Source organism: Methanobacterium sp. (assembly GCA_016222945.1).
Taxonomy (GTDB): Archaea; Methanobacteriota; Methanobacteria; order Methanobacteriales; family Methanobacteriaceae; genus Methanobacterium_D.
In genome coordinates this window covers 179,552-202,171 of the sequence record JACRPY010000002.1, presented here as the reverse complement: position 1 = coordinate 202,171, position 22,620 = coordinate 179,552, and the positions used below count along the sequence as shown (strand labels likewise).

Annotated in this window: 24 protein-coding genes; 10 read left to right on the top strand and 14 right to left on the bottom strand. The window is 32.6% G+C overall.

Annotated elements, in window-relative coordinates; genetic code table 11:
• Positions 1–41: 41 nt before the first annotated feature.
• The 5 genes from HZC47_00975 to HZC47_00955 all read left to right on the top strand — a co-directional run bounded on the left by HZC47_00975 (position 42) and on the right by HZC47_00955 (position 4,959).
• Positions 42–590 (top strand): TetR/AcrR family transcriptional regulator, encoded by a 549-nt coding sequence (locus tag HZC47_00975; protein MBI5679461.1) that lies wholly within the window; start codon positions 42–44, stop codon positions 588–590.
• Between the two features lie 188 nt (positions 591–778).
• Positions 779–2,335, top strand: a complete 1,557-nt coding sequence (locus HZC47_00970; protein MBI5679460.1) for a right-handed parallel beta-helix repeat-containing protein — start codon at positions 779–781, stop codon at positions 2,333–2,335.
• 179 nt (positions 2,336–2,514) lie between these two features.
• Positions 2,515–3,735: a bifunctional 5,6,7,8-tetrahydromethanopterin hydro-lyase/3-hexulose-6-phosphate synthase gene (locus HZC47_00965; GenBank protein ID MBI5679459.1), complete on the top strand. Its 1,221-nt coding sequence runs from the start codon at positions 2,515–2,517 to the stop codon at positions 3,733–3,735.
• 154 nt (positions 3,736–3,889) lie between these two features.
• Positions 3,890–4,270 carry a hypothetical protein gene (locus HZC47_00960; protein ID MBI5679458.1) on the top strand — a complete coding sequence of 127 codons (381 nt, stop codon included), beginning with the start codon at positions 3,890–3,892 and terminating at the stop codon, positions 4,268–4,270.
• Between the two features lie 113 nt (positions 4,271–4,383).
• Positions 4,384–4,959: a flavodoxin family protein gene (locus HZC47_00955; GenBank protein MBI5679457.1), complete on the top strand. Its 576-nt coding sequence runs from the start codon at positions 4,384–4,386 to the stop codon at positions 4,957–4,959.
• Between the two features lie 42 nt (positions 4,960–5,001).
• Here HZC47_00955 and HZC47_00950 read toward each other — a convergent pair whose 3' ends face one another.
• On the bottom strand, positions 5,002–5,511 hold the full coding sequence (locus HZC47_00950) for a hypothetical protein (GenBank protein MBI5679456.1): 510 nt from the start codon (positions 5,509–5,511) through the stop codon (positions 5,002–5,004).
• A 378-nt stretch (positions 5,512–5,889) separates the two neighbouring features.
• Here HZC47_00950 and HZC47_00945 point away from each other — a divergent pair, with 378 nt between their 5' ends.
• From HZC47_00945 to hisB, 4 genes are all read left to right on the top strand, one after another.
• Complete coding sequence (locus tag HZC47_00945; GenBank protein MBI5679455.1) at positions 5,890–7,437, top strand: oligosaccharide flippase family protein; 1,548 nt, start codon at positions 5,890–5,892, stop codon at positions 7,435–7,437.
• A gap of 82 nt (positions 7,438–7,519) precedes the next feature.
• Entirely contained in the window at positions 7,520–8,185 is a 666-nt protein-coding gene (locus tag HZC47_00940; GenBank protein MBI5679454.1) for a TOBE domain-containing protein, read from the top strand.
• A 39-nt stretch (positions 8,186–8,224) separates the two neighbouring features.
• Positions 8,225–8,452 carry a 4Fe-4S binding protein gene (locus HZC47_00935; protein ID MBI5679453.1) on the top strand — a complete coding sequence of 76 codons (228 nt, stop codon included), beginning with the start codon at positions 8,225–8,227 and terminating at the stop codon, positions 8,450–8,452.
• Positions 8,415–8,993: an imidazoleglycerol-phosphate dehydratase HisB gene (gene hisB, locus HZC47_00930; protein MBI5679452.1), complete on the top strand. Its 579-nt coding sequence runs from the start codon at positions 8,415–8,417 to the stop codon at positions 8,991–8,993. The genes HZC47_00935 and hisB overlap by 38 nt, the downstream gene beginning before the upstream one ends.
• 26 nt (positions 8,994–9,019) lie before the next feature.
• Here hisB and HZC47_00925 read toward each other — a convergent pair whose 3' ends face one another.
• The 10 genes from HZC47_00925 to HZC47_00880 form a co-directional block, all read right to left on the bottom strand.
• The gene (locus tag HZC47_00925; protein ID MBI5679451.1) at positions 9,020–9,475 is read right to left on the bottom strand and encodes a hypothetical protein; all 456 of its coding nucleotides are present in this window, start codon (positions 9,473–9,475) and stop codon (positions 9,020–9,022) included.
• 434 nt (positions 9,476–9,909) lie between these two features.
• Positions 9,910–10,269: a hypothetical protein gene (locus HZC47_00920; protein ID MBI5679450.1), complete on the bottom strand. Its 360-nt coding sequence runs from the start codon at positions 10,267–10,269 to the stop codon at positions 9,910–9,912.
• Positions 10,269–10,457 (bottom strand): helix-turn-helix transcriptional regulator, encoded by a 189-nt coding sequence (locus HZC47_00915; GenBank protein MBI5679449.1) that lies wholly within the window; start codon positions 10,455–10,457, stop codon positions 10,269–10,271. The genes HZC47_00920 and HZC47_00915 overlap by 1 nt, the downstream gene beginning before the upstream one ends.
• Positions 10,458–10,638: 181 nt before the next feature.
• Positions 10,639–11,847 (bottom strand): HD domain-containing protein, encoded by a 1,209-nt coding sequence (locus tag HZC47_00910; GenBank protein MBI5679448.1) that lies wholly within the window; start codon positions 11,845–11,847, stop codon positions 10,639–10,641.
• Between the two features lie 188 nt (positions 11,848–12,035).
• Positions 12,036–12,503: a hypothetical protein gene (locus HZC47_00905; GenBank protein MBI5679447.1), complete on the bottom strand. Its 468-nt coding sequence runs from the start codon at positions 12,501–12,503 to the stop codon at positions 12,036–12,038.
• A gap of 367 nt (positions 12,504–12,870) precedes the next feature.
• Entirely contained in the window at positions 12,871–14,799 is a 1,929-nt protein-coding gene (locus tag HZC47_00900) for a right-handed parallel beta-helix repeat-containing protein (protein ID MBI5679446.1), read from the bottom strand.
• A gap of 38 nt (positions 14,800–14,837) precedes the next feature.
• Complete coding sequence (locus tag HZC47_00895; protein MBI5679445.1) at positions 14,838–15,383, bottom strand: hypothetical protein; 546 nt, start codon at positions 15,381–15,383, stop codon at positions 14,838–14,840.
• Between the two features lie 103 nt (positions 15,384–15,486).
• A complete protein-coding gene (locus tag HZC47_00890) occupies positions 15,487–15,936 on the bottom strand; it encodes a hypothetical protein (protein ID MBI5679444.1) in 450 nt (149 codons plus the stop codon).
• A gap of 195 nt (positions 15,937–16,131) precedes the next feature.
• Positions 16,132–16,680, bottom strand: coding sequence for a TetR/AcrR family transcriptional regulator (locus tag HZC47_00885; protein MBI5679443.1), 549 nt, complete (start codon positions 16,678–16,680; stop codon positions 16,132–16,134).
• Between the two features lie 372 nt (positions 16,681–17,052).
• Positions 17,053–17,883 carry a F420-dependent methylenetetrahydromethanopterin dehydrogenase gene (locus HZC47_00880; GenBank protein MBI5679442.1) on the bottom strand — a complete coding sequence of 277 codons (831 nt, stop codon included), beginning with the start codon at positions 17,881–17,883 and terminating at the stop codon, positions 17,053–17,055.
• 308 nt (positions 17,884–18,191) lie between these two features.
• Here HZC47_00880 and HZC47_00875 point away from each other — a divergent pair, with 308 nt between their 5' ends.
• Positions 18,192–18,977 (top strand): hypothetical protein, encoded by a 786-nt coding sequence (locus HZC47_00875; protein MBI5679441.1) that lies wholly within the window; start codon positions 18,192–18,194, stop codon positions 18,975–18,977.
• A 110-nt stretch (positions 18,978–19,087) separates the two neighbouring features.
• On the opposite strand, the gene HZC47_00870 is transcribed toward HZC47_00875, so the two are convergent.
• The 3 genes from HZC47_00870 to HZC47_00860 all read right to left on the bottom strand — a co-directional run bounded on the left by HZC47_00870 (position 19,088) and on the right by HZC47_00860 (position 22,618).
• Positions 19,088–20,158: a hypothetical protein gene (locus HZC47_00870; GenBank protein ID MBI5679440.1), complete on the bottom strand. Its 1,071-nt coding sequence runs from the start codon at positions 20,156–20,158 to the stop codon at positions 19,088–19,090.
• 27 nt (positions 20,159–20,185) lie between these two features.
• Complete coding sequence (gene cfbB, locus HZC47_00865; GenBank protein ID MBI5679439.1) at positions 20,186–21,532, bottom strand: Ni-sirohydrochlorin a,c-diamide synthase; 1,347 nt, start codon at positions 21,530–21,532, stop codon at positions 20,186–20,188.
• Between the two features lie 180 nt (positions 21,533–21,712).
• Positions 21,713–22,618, bottom strand: a complete 906-nt coding sequence (locus tag HZC47_00860) for a DUF2207 domain-containing protein (GenBank protein ID MBI5679438.1) — start codon at positions 22,616–22,618, stop codon at positions 21,713–21,715.
• Between the last annotated feature and the right edge of the window lie 2 nt (positions 22,619–22,620).

Here is a 22,620-nt window from a genome sequence, read left to right as displayed (position 1 = left end):
ATTCACAAAATTTAAAGTCTTAAAAAAATACAGTTGACTATATGACAGATGAAACTGAACAAAAAATTTTGGATGCTGCCTTAAAATTATTTTCAAAAAAAGGATATGAATCTGCTACTACTATAGCCATTGCAGAAGAAGCAGGGTTCAATGAGAAGACTTTGTTCCGGAAATTCAAAACTAAAAAAAATCTTTATGATATGATGGCAGTTCAATATATAGACAAGCTTAAAGAGGATTTTGCCTGTATATTTAAGGATTATATATGTGAAACCCCCAAAGACTTTCTAAATACTGTTGTAACGGATCTAGCTGCGTTTTGTGATGATAACTATGAAATTATACATTTAATACTGGAAGAAACAAGTAAACCTTCTGAACCGTTTATGATTGAATGGGTTGGCCTTCTTAGTAAACATCTTGAAGACAATTTAAAGAATGATGCCATTGACTATCCCATATTTGCAATGACAATACTATCCTTTACATATACGCTTGCTGGTGAGAAATATCATGGGCGTGCCGTTTTTAACATGGATGAGGCCATAGAAAAGTTTATAGATAATCTAGCTTTGGGTATTTGCTCATAATAAAGTATTTTTCTGATTTATTTCAAAATAGAGATTAGTTTTGCCTTTTTTTAAATTAAGTTTTAAGAATGTTTTTTTGTATAATTAATAATTAATTTCTATTTTTTCGTATTTTTATATAATAAACTTTATATGGGTGTCTGTACTGACAGACTTATGGGATTCATATTTTGTAATCACCAAAATTAATGGAAAATTATAAAGGAGGTGAAAAAATCAAAAAACAAGCAATAATAATCTTAATCACTTTATCATTTGCTTTGATGTTTGCAGGCGCCGTTTCAGCTGAAGATTCATCCAGTACAACGATTTTAGATGATCAAAATTCAAATTCATACCCTGCAGACACTACAAGTACAGAGAATACAGCACAATCAACAGCATTACCTGACCCAAGAGTAGTTAGAGGTGGAACAGTTGTATACACATCCACAACTATCCAAGATGCTGTAAATCATGCTATTGATGGCGATACAATCGAAGTTGATCCTGGAACCTACAATGAAAACATTTTGGTTAACAAAAGGTTAACTATATTCCCCACAGGGGCAGGAACAGCAACAGTCACAAGCTTCATGATTACTACACCTGGAAGTGATTCAATTATCCAAGGATTCACCATAAACAATCCTACAGGTATCGGAGTAGACATTAATAGTGCAGATAACTGTCAGATTCTTAGAAATACCATAAGTGGTAGTTTAATAGCAGTTCAAATAAGTGGAAACAACAATTATATACATGATAACACGCTAAATGGAGTTACAGATCCTTCAGGAAATAGTGAAACAGTCATTTTGGGAAATGCAGCAGATAACGTCATATCTAAAAACATAATAACAGCCGCCGGAAGCAGCGATGCATATGGAATTTGGCTTAATACTGCTGCAGATCACAACACCGTTGCTGAAAACACAATAACCGTTATAGGCACGCCAACAAGTGGTGCCTATGGAATTTTAATAGGTGATTCACATAACCTTATTGTAGGGAACATACTATCAGTTATAAGTACATCCACAGCAGCATATGGAATGTATATAGATACTGTAAACGGTAATTACATAAGTGAAAACAGCATAACCGCCAGAACAGGGATTTATTCATTATCTCCTGATAATCGTATCAACTTCAACAGGATCATATCTACTAATGAAGCAATTTCACTTTTAAGTTCAGGTACATTAGACGCACAGTACAACTGGTATGGTTCAAATGCCGATCCAAGCAGTAAAATCTTTAATGGACGAGGACATACTGTAAATTACAGTCCATGGTTAATAATGACTGTAACAGCTTCTCCAACAACCATCCATACTGGTGGCACTTCGACAATTACAGCAGACTTTACCCACGACTCAGCAGGAGGTGTTCACCCTGCTACTGAACATTTCCCAGATAAAATACCAGTTACATTCACCACAAACCTTGGAACTATAAACAACCCCGGAGAAACCCTAAACGGTAAAGCAACAGCTACATTAACAGCAGGTTCAACTCCAGGAGTTGCAACAGCTTCAGCAGCTTTAGACAGCCAAGCACCAATTCCAACAAGTGTAAACATCGCGAATCAAGTAAATGCAGGTACATACACCTACACAGTTAAAGTTCGTTACAAGAAAGGATGGTACAAGTCCTGGCGTAAAAAATGGTTTAAATCCCACGGAAAATGGAAGTACAAGTGGAGATATAAATGGAAATACGGATGGCTATACCACACAGTAACAAGAACAAGTACAAGATAAATTTCCACATAAAAATAATTTCTTAGAGGAAATTATTCTTTTTTTATTTTTTCTTAACTCAAGCGTCAATATAATCTATCAGCCTATTTCTAAATACAATAAGATATCCAAAAAACTAAAACTATATTTATATTGTTTTATTTATACATTATCTGAGATTAATATGGAGGATTAAAATTATGTATCTTATTGGCGAAGCCCTAATTGGAAATGGCAATGAAATAGCTCATGTTGATTTAGTAATTGGAGATAAAAATGGCCCTGCAGGGACCGCATTCACAAACGGCTTAACACAGCTTTCAATTGGTCACACACCACTTCTTTCAGTGATTAGACCAAATTTAATGACAAAACCAGCGACATTAATTATTCCTAAAGTCACAGTCGGCTGTTTAGAAGATGCAAACAAGATTTTCGGCCCAGCACAAACCGCAGTAGGTAGAGCTGTTGCAGATGCAGTAGAAGAAGGACTTATCCCCGAAGATAAAGTAGAAGACATAGTAATCCTTGCAAGCGTGTTCATACACCCTGAAGCTGAAGATTATCGAAAAATTTACCAGTACAACTATGGGGCAACAAAATTAGCAATTAGAAGAGCAATGGAAGACTACCCATCAGCTAAAAAGGTTTTAGCTGAAAAAGACCGTGGTGCACATGCCATAATGGGCTTTAAAGTAGTAAGACTATGGAAACCACCATACTTACAGGTTGCACTTGATTTAGATAACTTTGACGAAGTAGAAAGGATTGTAAACAGTCTTCCCAACCGTGAAAGAATATTACTTGAAGCTGGAACACCACTGGTTAAAAAATTCGGTGTTGGAGTTATAAGCAGGATCAGAGAACTTAGACAAGACGCATTCATTATTGCAGACCTTAAAACCCTTGATGTAGGAAGAATAGAGATAAAAATGGCTGCAGATGAAACAGCTGACGCTGTAGCAATCTCTGGACTGGGAACCATCGAATCCATAGAAAAAGCAGTTCATGAAGCAATGAAACAGGGAATATACTCCATCTTAGATATGATGAATGTTGACAACTTCGTTGAAAAACTTCAATCCCTAGAATACAAGCCAGATATTGTTTTGTTACACAGAAATGTTGATTTAGAAACAATGGCAACAGAAAGAGGCGAAGAAATGGCTGAAGTTACCGAATGGGGTAATATAAACCAGATCAAAGAACTCCTGAATAAAAACGGACTTGTTGCTGTTGCAGGCGGAGTAACCCCAGATAAGGTGAATAAAGCACTTACAAGCGGTGCCGACATCATTGTTGTTGGAAGGTACATCATAGGCTCAAGAGATGTAAGACGTTCAGCTGAAGACTTCTTAGAACACATGCCTCAAGACCCAGACACAATGAGACTTGCAATGGATGAAGACGAGTCAATCTAATAATAATTTGTTTAATTACATTTAATAAGTATGGAACATTCTATGCTTATTCTATTTTTTATTTAACGCTCAAAATCAAAGATTTTGCAGTGTTTATTTAATTGAATATTTTCTACATATAATTCTTTTTTAACCAATAACGAGACATAGGAGAATAAATATGACCTTCGCTACCTGCCTAAACTGCATGGACGGGAGAGTACAGCTACCCGTGATAAAATGGATAATGGAAAATTACAACATTAAATACGTGGATATGATAACAGAACCTGGAATGAACGGATTTTTAGCTGATAAAAGTTCTAATATCCAAAATATCATTAAAAAAGTACAGATTACAGTTGATATTCATGATTCTGAAAATGTATTCATTGTTGGACATTATGATTGTGTTGGAAATCCAGTTAATGATTTAACCCATGAAAAACATATTTACGCTGCTGTAAATCGAATTAAATCCTTATTTCCAGATTTAAATATCGTAGGGTTGTGGGTTTCTGAAGATTTTGAAGTTAGTAATGTTATTGAAAAATAATATTTAATTCATTTATTTCATCAATAAACTCTTTTTTATTTCTATTTTTTCTAAAATATTTCCATTAACAACTTTTATCTATTTAAGAATCATAATATGATCCGAGGGTTATTATGATTGTAGGAATATGCGGAAGTCCAAGAAAACAAGCAACATATTATGTTTTAAATGAAGCTTTAAATATGCTGGAAGAAAAAGGCCATGAAACAAGCTTTTTTAGTATTAGAGGAAAAGATATCGCCGGGTGTATGCACTGCAACTACTGTTTAAGAGAAAAAGAGTGTATTAAAAAAGACGATATGTATGAAGTCTACAGCCTTCTTAAAGACTGTAAAGGACTAATAATGGCATCCCCCTGTTATAATGGAGGAATCAGCGCACAATTAAAGGCCGTTATGGATAGAACACGAGCAATGGGTGCTGTAGATATTGATTTTTTAAGAAATAAAGTTGGAATGGCCATTGCAGTAGGTGGAGATAGATCCGGAGGCCAAGAACTTGCAATACAACAAATAATCACATACTACGTGCTTACTGGAGCAATACCCGTAAGCGGCGGGGCATGGGGAGCAAATTTAGGAGCCACATTCTGGTCAAAGGACACACTTGATGGCGTAAAAGATGACGAAGATGGGTTTAAAACTCTCCAGAAAACAGTAAAAAAGTTTGCAGAGCATTTAGATAAATAAAAAAATAAGGGATATAAAAAGATTAGAACTATATTAACCCTTTTATGTTGATTTAAAACTGTTTACAATAGTATCTATGTCTTGCTGGATCTGTTGAAGCGTTCCTCCAGTAAAGAATGAGATTTTATACACATTTCCATTTTTTATAAATATTATGTCCTTTGCTTCACCTATTTTCCCTATTAATGCCCCTGCCATTTGATCTGTGGTAATTTCATAGGCTTGAACCCCGTCTACAGTACGGTTAACTTCAGATACTATTTTTCCTGTCTTAACATAGGTAGCATTATTTTTTAAAACTTCCAGTGAGGCCCCATTAGTAGGCAATTTAGAGATAGTTACTGCTGTGTGGTTGGTTTTGTTTGTTTCACCACTTACCACCATGCCTGGTGCTCTTTCCTCAAATGTCCATCCTGCAGGAATAGTAAATGACATTTCTTTCCCTGCAGAATCCTTAGTTGTAAACTGATTAGCAGATGTAGATGTACAACCTGATGCTAAAACCACTAAAATCAGCATTGCCATTATTCCAATAATTGCTTTATTATTCAATTTTGATCACCTCTTTTAAAATCCCCTTAAGTAAGTACTAAATAGAGATATTAACATTAAATGCCTATTTAAAATTTTCCATTTTATTTGCTGCTATAAATACCTTTTTATTCAAATTCCGCCATTTATAATCCTCATATATGAAAATAATTAAAAGACGCGTATTTAAAAATAAATTCATATATTAATTTCCTTAAAATTTAAAAATTATTAAATAAAGCTTTTAAATAGTATCCATTCCATATAGATTGAAGTATAAAATTTTATCTTAAATTTAAAAAACGTTTTTTAAACACTTATAACTACAATTAATATAGATTAAAGGAAATAAAATAAATTAAAGTAGTACATCCGTCGATGCTTAATTTTGGTGAGTTAATGGCAAGTTCAAAGATATTAAAGGGAAGTTTCCTCATAATGATAAGCTACATATTCTTCAGAATAGGTGGCTTAATTTACAGGTTTTTAATGAGTAGATTACTCGGCCCTGATGGTTACGGTCTTGTAGTACTGACATTACCCTTTCAGGGAATTTTTCAGATTTTATCAGCCGCTGGAATCCCCCCTGCAGTCGCAAAATTCGTGGCACAGCATAAAGCAGTAGGCGAAGATGAAATGGCACGGCAGGTGATTTTTACATCCTTAAAAATCATGTCCATTTTAGGTATCTTCTTTGCTCTTGTAATCTTCTTTTCTGCAGACTGGATAGCTCTTAACTGGTTCCATAAACCTGCTGTTGCATATCCTCTTCAAGCTGTTGCACTTATAACTCCATTTAGTGTCATAGTAGGTGCTTTTAGGGGATCTTTCCAGGGATTATACCGAATGGAATTTATAGTAGTCACAAGAGCCGCTGAACAAATTTTCACCATCATATTCGCCGTGGTACTTGTATCATTAGGTTTTTATGCTGCAGGCGCAGTTCTTGGTACTGGATTAGGATTTTTAGCATCTGCAATAACTGCAGTTATAATATTTAGGAAATATCTATGGAAATATTTCCCAGAACCTGCTCCTGAAAATAAATTAAGCTTAAAAGAAGAATTAGGCCTTGCAAGAATAATTTTAACGTTTTCAATACCTGTTGCAATAACAGGACTCTCAGAACTAGCCATATATGATGTTAGTACATTTATGATAGGTAGATATATGACTGCTAAAGATGCAGGGTACTATGGAGTAGCAGATCCCATAGCAAGATTACCTTTAATCATTTCACTTTCTGTAGCTGCTGCAATACTCCCCGCAGCATCTGAAGCAGCCAGTTTAAAGGACAAAAAGCTCCTTGAGACCTACGTTACTCAATCATATCGTTATGTTATTTTAACTGTTCTACCAATTTGTGTTGGCGTTTCCATATTTGCTCAACCTATTTTAAGCCTGATATTTGGGTCAAATTACATCTATGGTGCAGGTGCCCTGAGCATTCTTGTTATAGGTATGACATTTTATACTTTGTTTATGGTTTCATCCAGTATTTCTCAGGGAATTGGACATCCAAGAATTCCCATGGTTATTCTCCTTATAGGAACTGTAATAAACATTACATTGAATTATTTTATGGTTCAATATTATGGACTTATAGGTGCTGCAGTAGCTACAACTATCGCTGCCTTCATTATAATGATTGCGATTGTGTGGAGAACCTTCCATATAACTGAAATTAAGCCACCTTATCTAGATTTTGCGAGAATTGGTATAGCTTCTGTTGTAATGGGATTAATTATTTTTATAATACCCAAAGATGTTTATGGCTTAATTACAGCCATAATTATATCCCCCGTTGCGTATATAATTGCCTTAACACTCTTTGGAGGATTTAAAAAGGATGATGTACGCATAATGAGGAAGTACATGGTAAAATTAGGTCCGTTATCTAAAGTACTGGAAAAAGTAGTTAAATTTATAGAAAGGTTTGCAAAATAAATAAATAGTAATAAACTTCAAATGAATCTTGAAGATGATCAACATGGCAGACTTAGAAAAAAAGCCAAAATATAAACTAGATATGGAAATTGAAATTGGAGATAAATTAGTTTCTTTAAATAATAAAAAATCCAGACTCCTTCAATGTATAGACCAATGTGGTTCTATAGTGAAAGCCTCAAATGAAACTGGAATTCCTTACCGGACTGCGCTTAAAAATATTGAAATCATGGAAAATGAGTTAGGTTCGCCAATCGTGGTAACTAAAAGAGGTGGAAAAGGCGGAGGGGGAAGCAGTAAGCTCACTCTCTCTGGAGAGGAACTTTTACACAAATTCATGAAAATGAATAGAATCCTCAAAAAACACGTTGAAGTAAACGAAATAGAAGGAACAATCTCCAGTATCGACCAAGAAGAAAAAGTAATGTATGTTACTTTAAATAAAGAAGAAATAATCCTCTCAGCTTTAAAAGGCTTTAAAGTAGGAGATACTGTCCTAATTTTAATAAGTCCCATAGATATATTTGTAACATTAACCCCTCAAGAATCCAGTGTTAGGAACATGCTTGAAGGTAATATAACTGAAATGAGATTTAAAAATGATATGGTACGCCTTAACGTTGATATAGATAATATTCCCATTAGGGTAGATATAACCGAATTATCAAGAAAAAAACTTGATTTAAGCTTAGGTGAAAATATATTTATCGGATTTAAGGCTGTTTCAGCAGATATAATTAAAATATAATTAATCCAGAATAAATAATATAAAATAGGATTTGTAGAAATGAGAATAGAAGTAGACAAAGAAAAATGCACTGGCTGCGGGATATGTAAAGAAGCATGCCCCAAAGGAGCTAAAATATGGAATGTAGAAAAAGAAGCAATGGCCACAAACTTACAATTTTGTCATGTATGCACAATATGTGCTTCAAAATGTCCTGAAGGAGCTATTCATGTAATAAGAGAGGATAATGATGAAAAGAAGCAAGAAAATGAAAAGAAAGACATCTGAAACCAATATTGAAATATCCCTGGATATTGATGGTAAAGGAAAATCCCATATAGATACTGGAATTGACTTTTTTAACCATATGCTAAATTCATTTGCACGACACGGGTTCTTTGACCTTCAAGTTAAAGCAAATGGAGATTTAAGTGTTGATGACCACCACACAGTAGAAGATGTGGGAATACTTCTTGGAGAAACATTTAAAAGTGCAATAGGCGATAAAAAAGGAATAAAAAGGATGTCACATGCCATAATCCCTATGGATGATGCTTTAGCAACAGTTGCAGTAGATATAAGCGGTAGAAGTTACAGTGTATTAAATTTCAAGTTTAAAAAGGCCAAAGTTGGCGATTTAAGCACTGAAAATGTGGAACACTTCTTTGAATCATTTGCAAACTACGCTAGAATTAATATAAATGCTAAAGTAGAAGGAGAAAATGACCACCACAAAATAGAAGCCCTATTTAAAGCATTTGCCCGAGCTTTAAATGATGCCTCAAAGATAGAGCATGATATAATTCCCAGTACCAAAGGCGTTTTATAATAAATGTAAGCAATATAAGAATTTGGCTAAAATTCATTTATTTTATCAGCCATTTCTTTATTTAATGCATCAATTTCAGTTTTTAACCCATTAAATTTCCCATATTCATCATTTATGGCAAATAAATCCTTTTCCATCCCATTCAACTCATATAAATCTATTTCAATATCCAATTCATAATAATCAGCTATCATTACATCTATAAGATGCATCATATCACTGATTCTGTCAAATTTATATAAAACAGTTTTAATTTCCTCTTTAATTAATGGTAATCGTGATTTAAGTCCCTTAAGTGAATTTAATAATTCTTCCTGATTTTTTGAGGTTTCTAAAATTTCAATGTAGCTTTTTTGTATTTCAACAACCTCTTCTTGGATATTTTCAAGCTTGAGTTTATTAGAACTTGTAAATAACATCATCTGAGTGTAATCATCATATAATTCTTGAAAATCATGTTGATTCAGCTTAATTCCTCCCATATAAATTTAAATTTAATTTAAAGTGTATTTCAATTAAATTTTCCTTTATTTCTGGTTTTTCCAATGCTGATTTAGTTGAAATAAATCATACCTCTCTATAATACCTTAAATCTGTATATTCAAGTTTTGAGAGTATTTGTAATAAAAAATACAGTGACAATTCATGCCTAATTTAATGTTTAAGTTCCAATTGAGATCATCAGTATCCATGAATTATGAATATACATCCTAATCGTGGTTTTCTTACCTAAATTATGATAATAGGTCATACATAATATCATTTTCGGTTATTCAAAAAAAAACAGTGATTTTAAGGCAATATTATAAAATATTTCAAAAAAAGAAAAAATAAGCCAAAAATTCAAACCGATACTAACATAAGAGTGCGTATATTTCTAAATAATAAAAAATAAAGATTAATTTAAAAATAAAACCTATTCTCGAACGCTTCTAACAGCATTATGTATGAATCCTTCTAAAGCATCTCCCAAATCAACTCCAAGTTGATGTAAATGGCGTTTATTAATATTATACATAAAAACAAATGCCTGGATACTTAGACCCAACGCCATATGATCTACCTCCTTATTTGGAATATTCTTTTTGAGAAATTCTGCAAAATTATCCATAAACTCGGTCATTGCAGGTTCAGCTTCATCAGTTCTATTATATGTGCCTAACTGGATTACTTCATAATTTTCATCTGTGATCCTTTCCATAAACACGATAACTTGTCTTAAAAAATCCTCAGGATCCTCAGCTTTAACATTGAATACTACTTCTGTATCCCTCATCAAATTGTTAAAACTCTGAATATAAACCATTTCAAAAAGGTTTTTTTGGTTTTAAATTTTCTAAACAGGGTTAACTCACTGTAACCTGCTTTTTCTGCAATTTCTTTAATGGTTGCTCCTTTATACCCGTATTCAGCGAATACTATTAAGGCAGCGTCCATAATTTTTTGTCCGCTTTCATCTGTCATGGTACATATTTGTTACTTTCACATTATAAAAATCTTTCTCAGTCATTACTACTTATTTGATGCTGTTTTGTTTTTTTTGAATTAAATAGGAAGTATTTATTACATTAACTAAATATTAAACCATATTTATAAAAAAGAATATATCAATTGTTTAGATGGTTTTAAGGAGAATACGCTGAAATTACCACTGTTTTTTATAGAAATAATTAAAAATCCTTCCAAAATCAGTTCCAGAAACTTTCTTACCATTGTATAATTCATATATATTTTCTCTACCATCTAGGAGGAATTTAGATTTAATACCATATTCAATAGATAGATTTGCTTCAACGAATGCCGCTAATTTATCACATGCTTTAATAAGTTCCCCGTCAAGTGGTGAAAATTCATTTTTATTATATTTCTTGCTTAAATCCTTAAATAGAACCCCTTTTTGAGGTTTACCCTTCTTTCTAATTTTATTTTCAAATTCATCCTCAAGGAAATATTTCATTTCATCATGCCAGGGTTTAGGAAGTATGGGCAGTATTTCTTCTTTCATACGTTCATTTTCATAATCTTTAATCAGTTCTTCAAGGTCTGCCGCCCTTTTAATTGGAGAAATGATGTCTTTAGTTAAAACTTCAGGTAAATCATGGAATAAACCCGCAAAGAAGTTATTATAAATTCTTTTATTACATGGAACCGTTTCCATTTCAATGGTGCTTAAATAAGCCATAATGGCCACTATCAGCATGTGCCCTAAAACTGATGTTTCTGGAATTCGCGGCGAATGAGCCCATCTTTTTTGAAATCTAAGCTGACCGCAGAGATCTATAAATCCAAATGATTTCTTTCCAAGCAATATTTTTTGAACACCAATAAGGTCATAATGATCCTCTATCTGGTTTTCTATACTTTCCTTTGTCTTTTCAATGCCATAGACAAATGGTGCGGAATTATATATAATTTTAAATTCCCAGTTTGTAGCCAAATAATGTGCAGCCCGAAGAATTCTGCGTTCCAAAGTATTCTCGTTGCTTGAAATATGTTCTTCGAATTTCAGGCGGAATTCTTTATTTCCAAAAGCATCTAAATCATCGTTAAGCTCTTTTAAAACATGCTCATTTAATTCTTCTCTTCTTTCTGCCATCATACGGTGGAATACTGGTGGTTTAATATCGGTTAAAACTAATCTGTAAAGAAAATCAAAAATAAAGCCCTCTATAAGATTTATCCATTTTATATGTCCTTCAACTTTTTTATCCTCTTCAATTTTGGCGAGTACATATGCTATAGTCATTTTATGGGCTTGTTTGTCCAGTTCTGTTAATTCAACTGGCCTTATATGGTCATTCCATCGCTGCATGCTTGCAGCTTCAAAAAATCTTTCGATTAGTTTTTCTATCATAAATTCACCATATCTATGACTTATTTAAAGATCAAATATTTAATTCTATTTATATTTATTAGAAATAAGAATTAATAAAAACTGCAGCATTAACTGATGGTAATAATAAACTCAATTATAACTTAAAATATTATTATTAAGTTTAAGGATTCAAAATCATTGCATAAAAATAAAAAAATAACCATTATTTATCGTTTAATTTCAATTTGGACATATCCAGACCCATGACATGTAGAGCATGTTTCAGTTACCTTTTGAATAATTGGAATTTTCCATGATTTATTATGCTGTGGATCAAAATAATCTGTATAACCTGTTATTTTATCACGTGTTATTGTGCCTTTACCTCCACACATCGGACATTTTATATTTTCAACAACATTTGAAGGAGTATGACTTGATGGATTTGTATATCCTGATTTAGCTGCTTTTGAACTATTTGAACTAGTAGAACTACCTTGATCATTATTAGAACTACCTTGATCATGATCTGTGCTGTTAGAACTACTTTGATTATCAGAGCTATAATTTACCGAATTATTTGTTGTAATTAATGCTGGAGTTCCAGACAGCTGCATAAATGCATATGTTCCTGCCGCTACAATAATGATTATTATTACTGCTATTCCTACTATCAATCCTTTATTTGTTCTCATTAACTCACCTTGTCATTATTTAATCCTCTAAAATTATCCTTAAATTTTATCTTGCTATCAAATAGATGTTTAAATGCTTTCTTTATTCTAATCCCCTAAAATACATAATAAGATAATATCAGTATTATAACGTGTTTTTAATCCATTTGTGAATTCTTCATATCATATTCATTATTTCATATGAAATCATACTCTAAAATAGATAATAACTAGTATATAAATGAATACTAATTAAGATACAATATCATAACAGAATAATTTATGAATCATATTTTCTCATGGCTAATAAAAATTTATTAGTAGTTTCATAATTAGAATAAATCTAATTTACCTAATAACAAAAAATGAAAAAAGAAGGTTATTTTTTTTAAATACTGATTTGTGTGGATCTAATCACCAGATTTCTCCAGAATCTTCCAGGTGATGCTCCAACATTCCTCTCGTAAATCCACTGGAAATTCCACTTCCATTTAGGCTTAATAATTGAATTAACCAGGCTAATAGTTCTTTTAAAACGGTTTTTATTTGTAATAAAAGAAGATATCTGTATTATAGAACCACGTGGAAGTTTACCCAGATTTAAAATTCGGGATTTATAACCTCTTAAATCGCCTCGGAAGATTTTTGTAGTTATTTGTCCATCAGGAGCAATGATTTTTACAAAGTAAAGATAGTGCACCTTCCATTTTTTGAAGTTTTTAACCTTGACTAAATCTAAAAGAAGAGGGATATTAGCTAATTTTAAATTCACTGTTTCATCGTCGATTTTGACTTGAACATTTGTATCCCACGGATTTGTAAATAAAAGCACAGATGTAGCCACACCATTAATTGTAGTCCTTGGAGAACCAATAATACCATTATCAGTGCTGAATAAAGCTTTTATTCCAGTTGGAGCTGTAATCTGAGGGATTGATCCATCAGAAGCATGGTTAAGAGAAGCAGTTATTAAAGCAAAACCACCTGAATATATTCCATTTGGAGCAGATGCTTTTAAAATCAGCCATGGATCATACTTAACAGGCCCCGTACCATATATCTTGCTTGAAGGATTGCTATTTGAACCCCACCAGTTATAAGTTGCGTCAACAGTCTCATCAGAATAATTAACCAACGCCCAAGCTGTATTATAAGCAATTCTGTTGCTATTAACCGCATTTCCAGAAGGATTGGTAAATAAAGATGAGAAAACTATTCCGTCCCCATTATTAAATATGTTACAGTCGGTGATGTGGTTATCCGATGATGGAAACATATTTCCAAAACTATCAACATATTCATCTACAAGAATCCCAATTTGGCTACCACTTATTTTATTATTGGCTATTTCACTAAAAGATGCTCCCCTTAGATATATTCCATATAAAGCATTATTTAGTAGGGTGTTTCCAGTGACAAAGATAGCTTCAGTTTTATCTAGATATACGCCAATATTACAATTAGTGATGGTGTTGCCCCTATAAGACATATGTTCATCATTACTTAAGATTCCATACCTACTGCAGTCAGATATGATATTATCTGCCATTAATGAATGCACATTACCCATTAAACTGATTCCAGTACCCTCTCCATGGATTTTGTTTCCAATTATTTGGTTACCTGTTGAATCCCACACTCTTATTCCTGTGCTATAACCAGAGATAGTGTTGTCTTTTACAGTGTTATAATTTGTATCTAAAGGCCCAACAGCAATACCTGGATTCGCTGCAGCGCTGGTTAATGTATTTCCAGACACTTCATTATAGGTCGCCCCACAAATTCCGATCGATGCATCTTTTAGGGTGTTTCCAGTGATTTGATTTCCCGTTCTCCCCATCCAAACATCTATTCCGCCTGTGGTGACTATTACTCCATCATTTGGTACTAAAGCCCCAATAACAGTGTTACCCTTAACCTTACAATTATCTGAATCTATGAAAACATGACTATTAGGCCTCCCATAGGAATCATATTCATTACTTGTAATTCCAGTTAAAGTAAATCCAGTTATAGATGATCCTGCACCTGATGAAGCTATTTCAAACACTGGTTTTGTGTTATCGGATGGTGTGACCGTTACACTACCTTTAGCAGCGATATTCAAGTTTGGTTTATTCACCACAACATTTTCGGTGTAAGTGTATGGAGAGCCTGCCTGATCATATACAAAAATGTTATCTCCGTCAGTAGCAGCATCTACTGCATCATTTATAGTTTGTCCAGGCAATACATTTATATCAACAGCTGAAACGGCACCACATAACACTAAAGCGGTGATAAATGCAAACGCTAGCATTACGATTTGTTTTTTCACATTTTTTCACTCCTTTTAATTTATAAGCTGAATTTTAACTATTTTAAAACAGCTATGACTTTAAAAGTTCCTTTAGCACAGCGTGACTCTAAATATACACTTTTAGCTCCAATAGCATTTAGTTCAAATTTACCATCTGGCAATGTTCCATTGAATAGAACAAAATCCCTGAAAACTTGGGGACTTTCATCTATCATATTGCCTAAAAGAGGTTGATCAGTTGTTACATTTTGATCTGCAGGTAGTGCTTTCTCATTTGTTGAAATATATATAGTTCCGTTAAGATTAGGAAGCGCACTAACATTATAATACTCTATAATCACTTTTTGGGTGTTATCTGGTAATGAAAATGCTTTAACTTCACGTGACAAAGTTTCTCCATTTGTTGAAATGACTTTTACACCGTTAGATGCTACAAGGCCATTCGGTGAAACATTAGAGTCAGCAGTGAACGTAATTACTCCCACTACTTGCTCTTTAACGCCACTGCTGCTTGTTTGATTGTTTGACTGTGAAGTACATCCAAAAGAAAAAGTTAAAAGAAGAATAAGTCCTATAATCATTATTATGTTCTTTGTATTCATTTTTTATTTCTCCGTTAATTAAAAAAATTTGAAAAGAAGCTTTAAAGCCACTATATAACTAATTAGTATCTTTATTCCGCTTCTTTTAACTAAATAATTAATTTTAAGTAGAAGTAGTGCTCACATAGCCTTGCCAATGCATAGGATTAACTCTGTTTTGCACATTTGGTTTATATACATATTTATAGAATCCTACATCGTTCCAATGTGTATTAAACCAATATCTAGTTACACCATTATCTTCAATATTTGGACTGGTCATTTTAAGCAAATTAGAGTTTTTAAATTTGTATATATCTTCCCAACTACTGCTAACACGTGTATATCTCCCTGTAGCTGCATTATATACGTATTCATATGATTTTACGTATACGTGGCGAGTACTGTATTTGTAAACATTATATTTTGTCATGTCACCGCCTTGCCCGCCAGGATGGTATACTTTAAATGTGTCTATCAATTTCGGGTGTGCTGCTGCAACTGGTTCGGCCATCTGCAGACCCAAAAAAACCATGGATAACAGCACACTTACTAAAAACAGATTTTTTTTCATTTAATTCCCCTTTTCACATCTTTATTAAGTAATTACATGTTTAACCAGTCCTATGTAGGTACTAACGTATATATAAAGTTTTATAAAATAAATGGGAAGAAATGACAACATTTTATTAAAATAAAAAAAAGAAAATCTAAAAGCTGAATTTAAAAAAAAATTATTTAAAAAGAAATATAAAAAATCAAACTTTAATCAAATACATAGAGTAGAATTTTTTATAAAACTTTCCAGAACATCGTCAAAGTCCACAAAATCACTTCCTTTATATTTTGAAAGGCTTCTCATGTATACAAATGAAAAAATAGTAATTGCAAATGTTTGATAATTAATTTCATCGTTTTTAAGATTTTTTTTCATAAATTCACTTATTAAAGTGATGAATTCAAATTTAAAGGACTCATATTCTTCGTTTATATCACTATTCATTAAATAAATGATCTGAAAGTTATCTTCAATTATTTTAGCAATATCTGTAATTAAAGCCCTTGTAAAATCTTTAGGATCTTTAAATTTGTTCTCCATGTTAACAAAAATTATTTCTAATTCATCTTTGAGTTTTTCCATATTTTGAGTTAAAACCTTGTTATAAAGATTTTCTTTTGTTTTAAATTTTCTAAATAAAGTAAGTTCACTAAATCCTGCTTTTTCAGCAATAAATCTGGTTGTAGCACCAGTATATCCTTTTTTAGCAAATACTACTAAAGCGGATTCTATAATTTTCTGTTCAGTATTTCTAGCCATTATAATCACGATAAAATCAATTTTGGTTCAATTAATGAATGTCCATTTTTTTAAATTAAATAAAAATCCAAATCATGTTTATTGGTTAAGTTATTAACTTCAACCTTATATACTTAATTGATAAAAAAGGCTGCTGCAATTAATACATCATTATTAAACAAATTAAAATCCTCTTTTTTAATGAATGTTATTAAACTACTAAACTATAAATAATAAATATATTGCATAACTTATACGCAAAATTAAAATAACTTATTACCTAAAATCTGTTTAAATACAGAGTTTATAGATATTAAGTACAATAATGAGCAAAATAATCCTAATTTAAAAAAAAATATATGGTAAGCAGTCCGAAGACCGCTATTTAATAATTTATTGTGGTTTAGCCATTAAGTCGACTTTTGAAACTATTTTACCGTCTCCACCGTGAGGTGTTCTTACAACAGTATCATTAGCTTTTTCGATTTCTCTTGCTTCTGTAGCTAATTTAGCAGCAGCACCGAGCATTTCGTGAGCTGATGCAACAATTGGTATGTATTTTTCAGCATCTCTAACCATGAAACATCCTTCAACGTCTATGTCAGCTACTTTGGTTGCCATTTCGTATGCAGCCATTGCCTTTGCTTTTGCGTATGGGCTTGCAAATCCTGCAGCTTCTACCGCCTTGTCTCGGGAGATTACAACTTTTGGTAATTCTAAAGCGTTTCCAGCCTCAACAGCATCTACAGCTGCGTCGATGGTGTTTTGAACTACTCTGTATGCTCCAGTTAATGCTAATACTTTAATTACATCAGCGTTAAATGATGCCATTTCAGTTGGGTCCAGGAATTCTCTTCTTGCACCGATCATTGGGTCTGCTTTAACGATTATGTAACCTAAGCCTTGTTCATCCATCTCGTCTTTGGATCTTAGTCCTGGAGCATCACCAATAATGATTGCAGGGACATCCGCAGCAGCTAATAATTCTCTTGCTTTAGCAGGGCCTGGTGCACCAGGGTTTGGGCTTATAAATATAACAAAATCTCTGTCCATTTCTAACATTAATGGTACAGCTTTTTCAATTTCTTCTGGGTTCATCTTAGCTCCAGAGCCGATTACACAAGTGTCTATGTTCGGTCTGTCTGCCCTCTCATCGAGTAATAAGTCAATTACTGGAGAGGTACCTATGTTACCACATTTAATAATTCCTATTTTTACAACCATTATATCACCGGCTGTAGCTATTTTTTTAATATAATAAGTATTTTTTGATTTAATCTTGAGGGACAATGTTTTTATATGGGTTATTAATCACGCTGCAAAAAGAGAGATGAATAAATAACAATTTGAAAGGCATTTATAAACTTAAAAAGAAGTGGTAACTCATTTAAAGCTTTTTAAACCATATATTGGCCAATACTATTAATAAAAAGATATAATAAAATATTTATATTAAATAGAAAAGAAATGAAATCTAAAGATAATTCAATTATTCTCAAGATGAATTTACGCATAAAGGAAAGGTTCATAAAATGGATTTAAAACCAACAATATGGATAAGTACCATTGATCATTTAGAGCTCTATAATGAAATTATAAAGAGTGGTACTTTTAAAAATAAGTTTTTTTACAATTATCCTGCGCCTGAAGATTTTCCAAAAACAAATAAACTACCATTAACTTACTTTTCCAGTGGGGAAGTCATTTTCAAAGGAAATGAATTATTATACCGCTCAATTGAAGTTGAAAAGAATTCTTTTAAGAAATATGTCATGGGTAGCCAATACAATCTTATAAAACTATCCTTTATCTTGAAACCCTCGAATATTAAGTCCATTGAGCAGTATAGTTACAAAAATCCATCCAATAAAAGAAAATGGAATTGGATAAGAGTTATCTGTGATGAAGATATGATGGATGGAGATTTTCTAATTAGTGTGGACGGTAAATCCAATACTAAAAAGCTATTTGAAATGTTAAACCAATTTAAGGAAAACCAAACAGTTTCAGTGTCTTTAAATGATTTATCAGACAGTGCAATTCCCATGTTGGGTTATATTGGTCTGTTTTTGCTCCTTATTTCTTCTGTTTTAGATCTAATCGTTACTGCGACATACGGAACTATAAATGGGAATATTGGAGGACCAATAGTCGCGGGTCTATTATTACTGGCAATGATATTGATTTTTACTTCAATGATATGGTATCTGACTAAAATTAATGAAAATTCAAAGATCCAGTATCACTGGCAATTATTTTTAGGGATTTTATTTATTTATATAATGCTTAATGCAGTAAAAAATCTTTTTTACTCGTAAAAACTGTTGTAATGATGTGAATCAAAGATCAGTTTTTATTTATCTGATTAACTTAAAATAAATGCTGTTAAAACATATTAAGCACGTAATTGGAGCACTACATATATCAATTATCTAAATTTAGATCGGGCATTCCAAATTTTTCTAAAGCTTTTTATACCGCCTTTTTCACCTTTTAAAGCTTCAAAATTATTTATAAGATCTATCACATTCAAAACAGCTTTTTTACCGTCATTAACCAGCCATTTTCCATTTGGATCCTTTAATTCATGGATATATTTATGTATTTCATCTATTTCAGCTACTTGAATGCCAATTTGGCTTGCAAGGTCCACACTTGCATGTTGCCTGTGAAATCCAGCTAATTTAATAGATGGAACACCAAGAACACCCGCTTCTATAGTTAAACCCATCCCTGCACCATATATCATGCTCGATGATGCATTCATAATGCTTAATAATTCCACAAATCCATCTAAAACCTTTAATTTTGGAGATTTGATCAAGCTTCTTATGTAAGTTGCATCAAAGCGGAATGGTACAATTAAAACAGTTCTATCCAGTTTTTCAACATTTTTTATTATCTGGGGAATGCCTTTTCCCTGTACATCCCCTCCAAAAACAAGTAATATGAAATCTTCAATATTGTGCTCAGATTTAACGGTTTCAGGGTCTTTTAATTGCATTTGATTTACATAAGAGGCCATTGGATATCCTCCAATGACTTTAGAGTTAAATATTCCATAATTTTGAGCTAAAAAATTTTTATAATGATCGGAGGGCACAGTTAGCAGATTTGAAAATGCTATCATCTCTATAGGATTGTAGAAATCCTGTTCTATATGTAAATCCGGAATTCTAAGAAATTTTGAGGCAATAATTCCCTTTCTAACATCTCCTGCATTTCCACAGGTTAAAAGAAGGTCTATTTTTTTGCCTTTTAAAGCTCTTATCGTGCTTATAACATCCTCAAAAACAAGGCTGGCGATTTTGGCCTTTGACCTTTTTTCTGCCCCTTTACCTCTGCTTTCACCTATATGATGCATTTCAGTGCAATATTTCGTAAGTAACGTGTCTGCACCCGTTCCATGAGTTAATCCAATTATCTCGGCATCAATTTTTTCAAGTATGGGTACAAATGCCTTTGCAGGGGCAATTTCAGCTATAACCGCTAATTTCATTATTAAATCCCCAATATCATGACCATTTTATTTTCCTGCATTTAAAGTGAAATTTGATGCAAATTGTGGGCATGCTGCAGTGTGTGTGTGCATATAACTTGCAAGAGTGTTATTTTTCATTAAACCATCCTGTGCACCTTCAATTCCTTTTCCCCTGAGTATATTAAATGCAAATTCTGGTTTTTGCCCATTTAACAATACTTTTGAATAGTGGAACTCATGCCCTCTAAAAATATCACCTTTCTGGGTTATCACATTGTCTTTTTGAGCTTCTGCAATTACATAACTTAATCCCTGGACTTTTTTAGTCATTGTTGACTCGTAATTAAAAATTCCACACATCTTTTTGCCATTTATAGCATTTGTAAGGTACATAAGTCCTCCGCACTCCCCATAAACTGGGTTTTCATCCTTATGAAATTTAAGAACTGATTTTCGCATTGATTCATTAGATTCAAGCTCTTTTGCAAATATTTCAGGGTATCCGCCGCCAAAGTAAATACCATCAACATCAGGAACTTCTTCATCGTGAAGGGGGCTAAATGGAATTATTTCAGCATTATTAGCTTTTAGTGCTTCTAAATTTTCAGTATAATAAAAATTGAACACTTCATCCATAGCTACGCCTATTTTAACTTTTTTATGGTTTTCCTGATGCCATGTGTCTTCTCTTCCTTCAGGAAGTTTTCCAGCATTCTTCATTATCTCCATGAATGCATCTAAATCTATATTCTCCCTAACAACTTCTCCCCATTTTTCTATATAATTAAGTAAATTTTCACGCTCAACAGCAGGTACTAACCCTAAATGACGTTGTTCAACCTTTATTGCGTCATCCCGCTGTATTCCACCTATTACATCCGTTTTTGCAAGGGTTTCAACAGCTTCTTTGGTCTTAAGGTAGTGTTTTTTATTTTTTACTTGATTTAAAATCACACCTTCAATTTTTATAGTTGGATCAAGGGTTTTAAACCCAATTACAATTGCTGCCGCACTTTTAACTAAACTTCGGGCATTTATAATAAGTATAACTGGTGCATCAATGGCTTTAGCAATGGATGCTGTGTTTCCCACATCTTCAATAGGACTTATTCCTTCATAAAGTCCTCTAACACCTTCAATTATTCCAAAATCAGCTTTTGATGTTTTTAAACCTCTTTCAAAGGATGTTCTTATTTGTTCATCAGACATAAAGAATGAATCAAGGTTTCTTGAATTGTTTTCTGTTGCAAGGGTGTGATATGATGTGTCTATATAGTCGGGACCTGCTTTAAATGGTTGAATTTGATGCTCCTCTGATAATGCTTTCATTATGCCTGTTGAAATTGTGGTTTTTCCAACTGCACTTCCTGTTCCTGCTAGGACTATTCTCATATAATGTAGTAAGTTAGAATGTTATTTAAAAATTTAGCTTAAAAAACGATTTGGAAAATATTGCTTAATTTCAAAATGAAATATTTTAGTTTGATTTATTTAAAGTGTCTAGTATGTTTTTGTAGAGATTCTAAAATTTTTGTTTCATCATGATAGGAGTAGACATCGCTTTTTTTCTAATTAGTTTTCTGGAAGTGATAGCCACATTGCTTTTCTAACTTCTTTAGCAGCACCCAAAGCAGTAGCATATACCAAATATTTATTCCAGACCTTAATTGATTCTGGAGAATATTCATTCATTAAACTAAAATCTTCAATATATCTTCTAAAACTCTGCCATCTTTCATAATATTCTTTTCCATAAGGTGTCCATTGGCCAGCGATCTTTTTAGGCAATAAAAATGATACAGCAGATACCAACCATAAAATCAGGGCACATAAAATAAACGTTCCTGAAAATGATTTAAAATTGACAGCATATGAAATCAAACTCAAAGCCGTTATTATCCCTAAAACTCCAAAAATTTTTAAATATTTATCCCCTTTACTATAAAACGCCTCCTTAAAGTTATTTCCTTCCAATAAAGTATCTTTGACTTCTTCTCTCCAAGCTTCATATTTATACCTGAAGGGCCCTAAATTATCAATATGTTTCAGGCTTTCTGAAATCAAATCCATTGATATAATCCCGTCCTCTTCATATTCTTTAAGAAAATTTAAGACCTGTACTTCAAATTCCCAGAGAGTATCAGGATCATAATCCGGATTAATTTCCAGTAATATGGAATCTGAATAGCAAACCTTATTAGAATGCCAATTTTTTAAAAATAAATACTTTCTATCAATTAAATCCAATATCGTTGCCCTAAACCCATCTGAATTAGGAAAACCAAATCTTAGATCTCCAGCACGAACTGCATTTACTATTGCTGGAGGATCATCAGTCGGTAAATCCATTTCATATTTAGCATTATAATCAATTTTTGGTTCTCTACCATATTTTAAATAAATAAAAAGTGGTGTAAAAAACCCTAGTAAAATTAAACCCACTGATAAGCAGTAAGGTAAGAAAATATCCATATTCATTT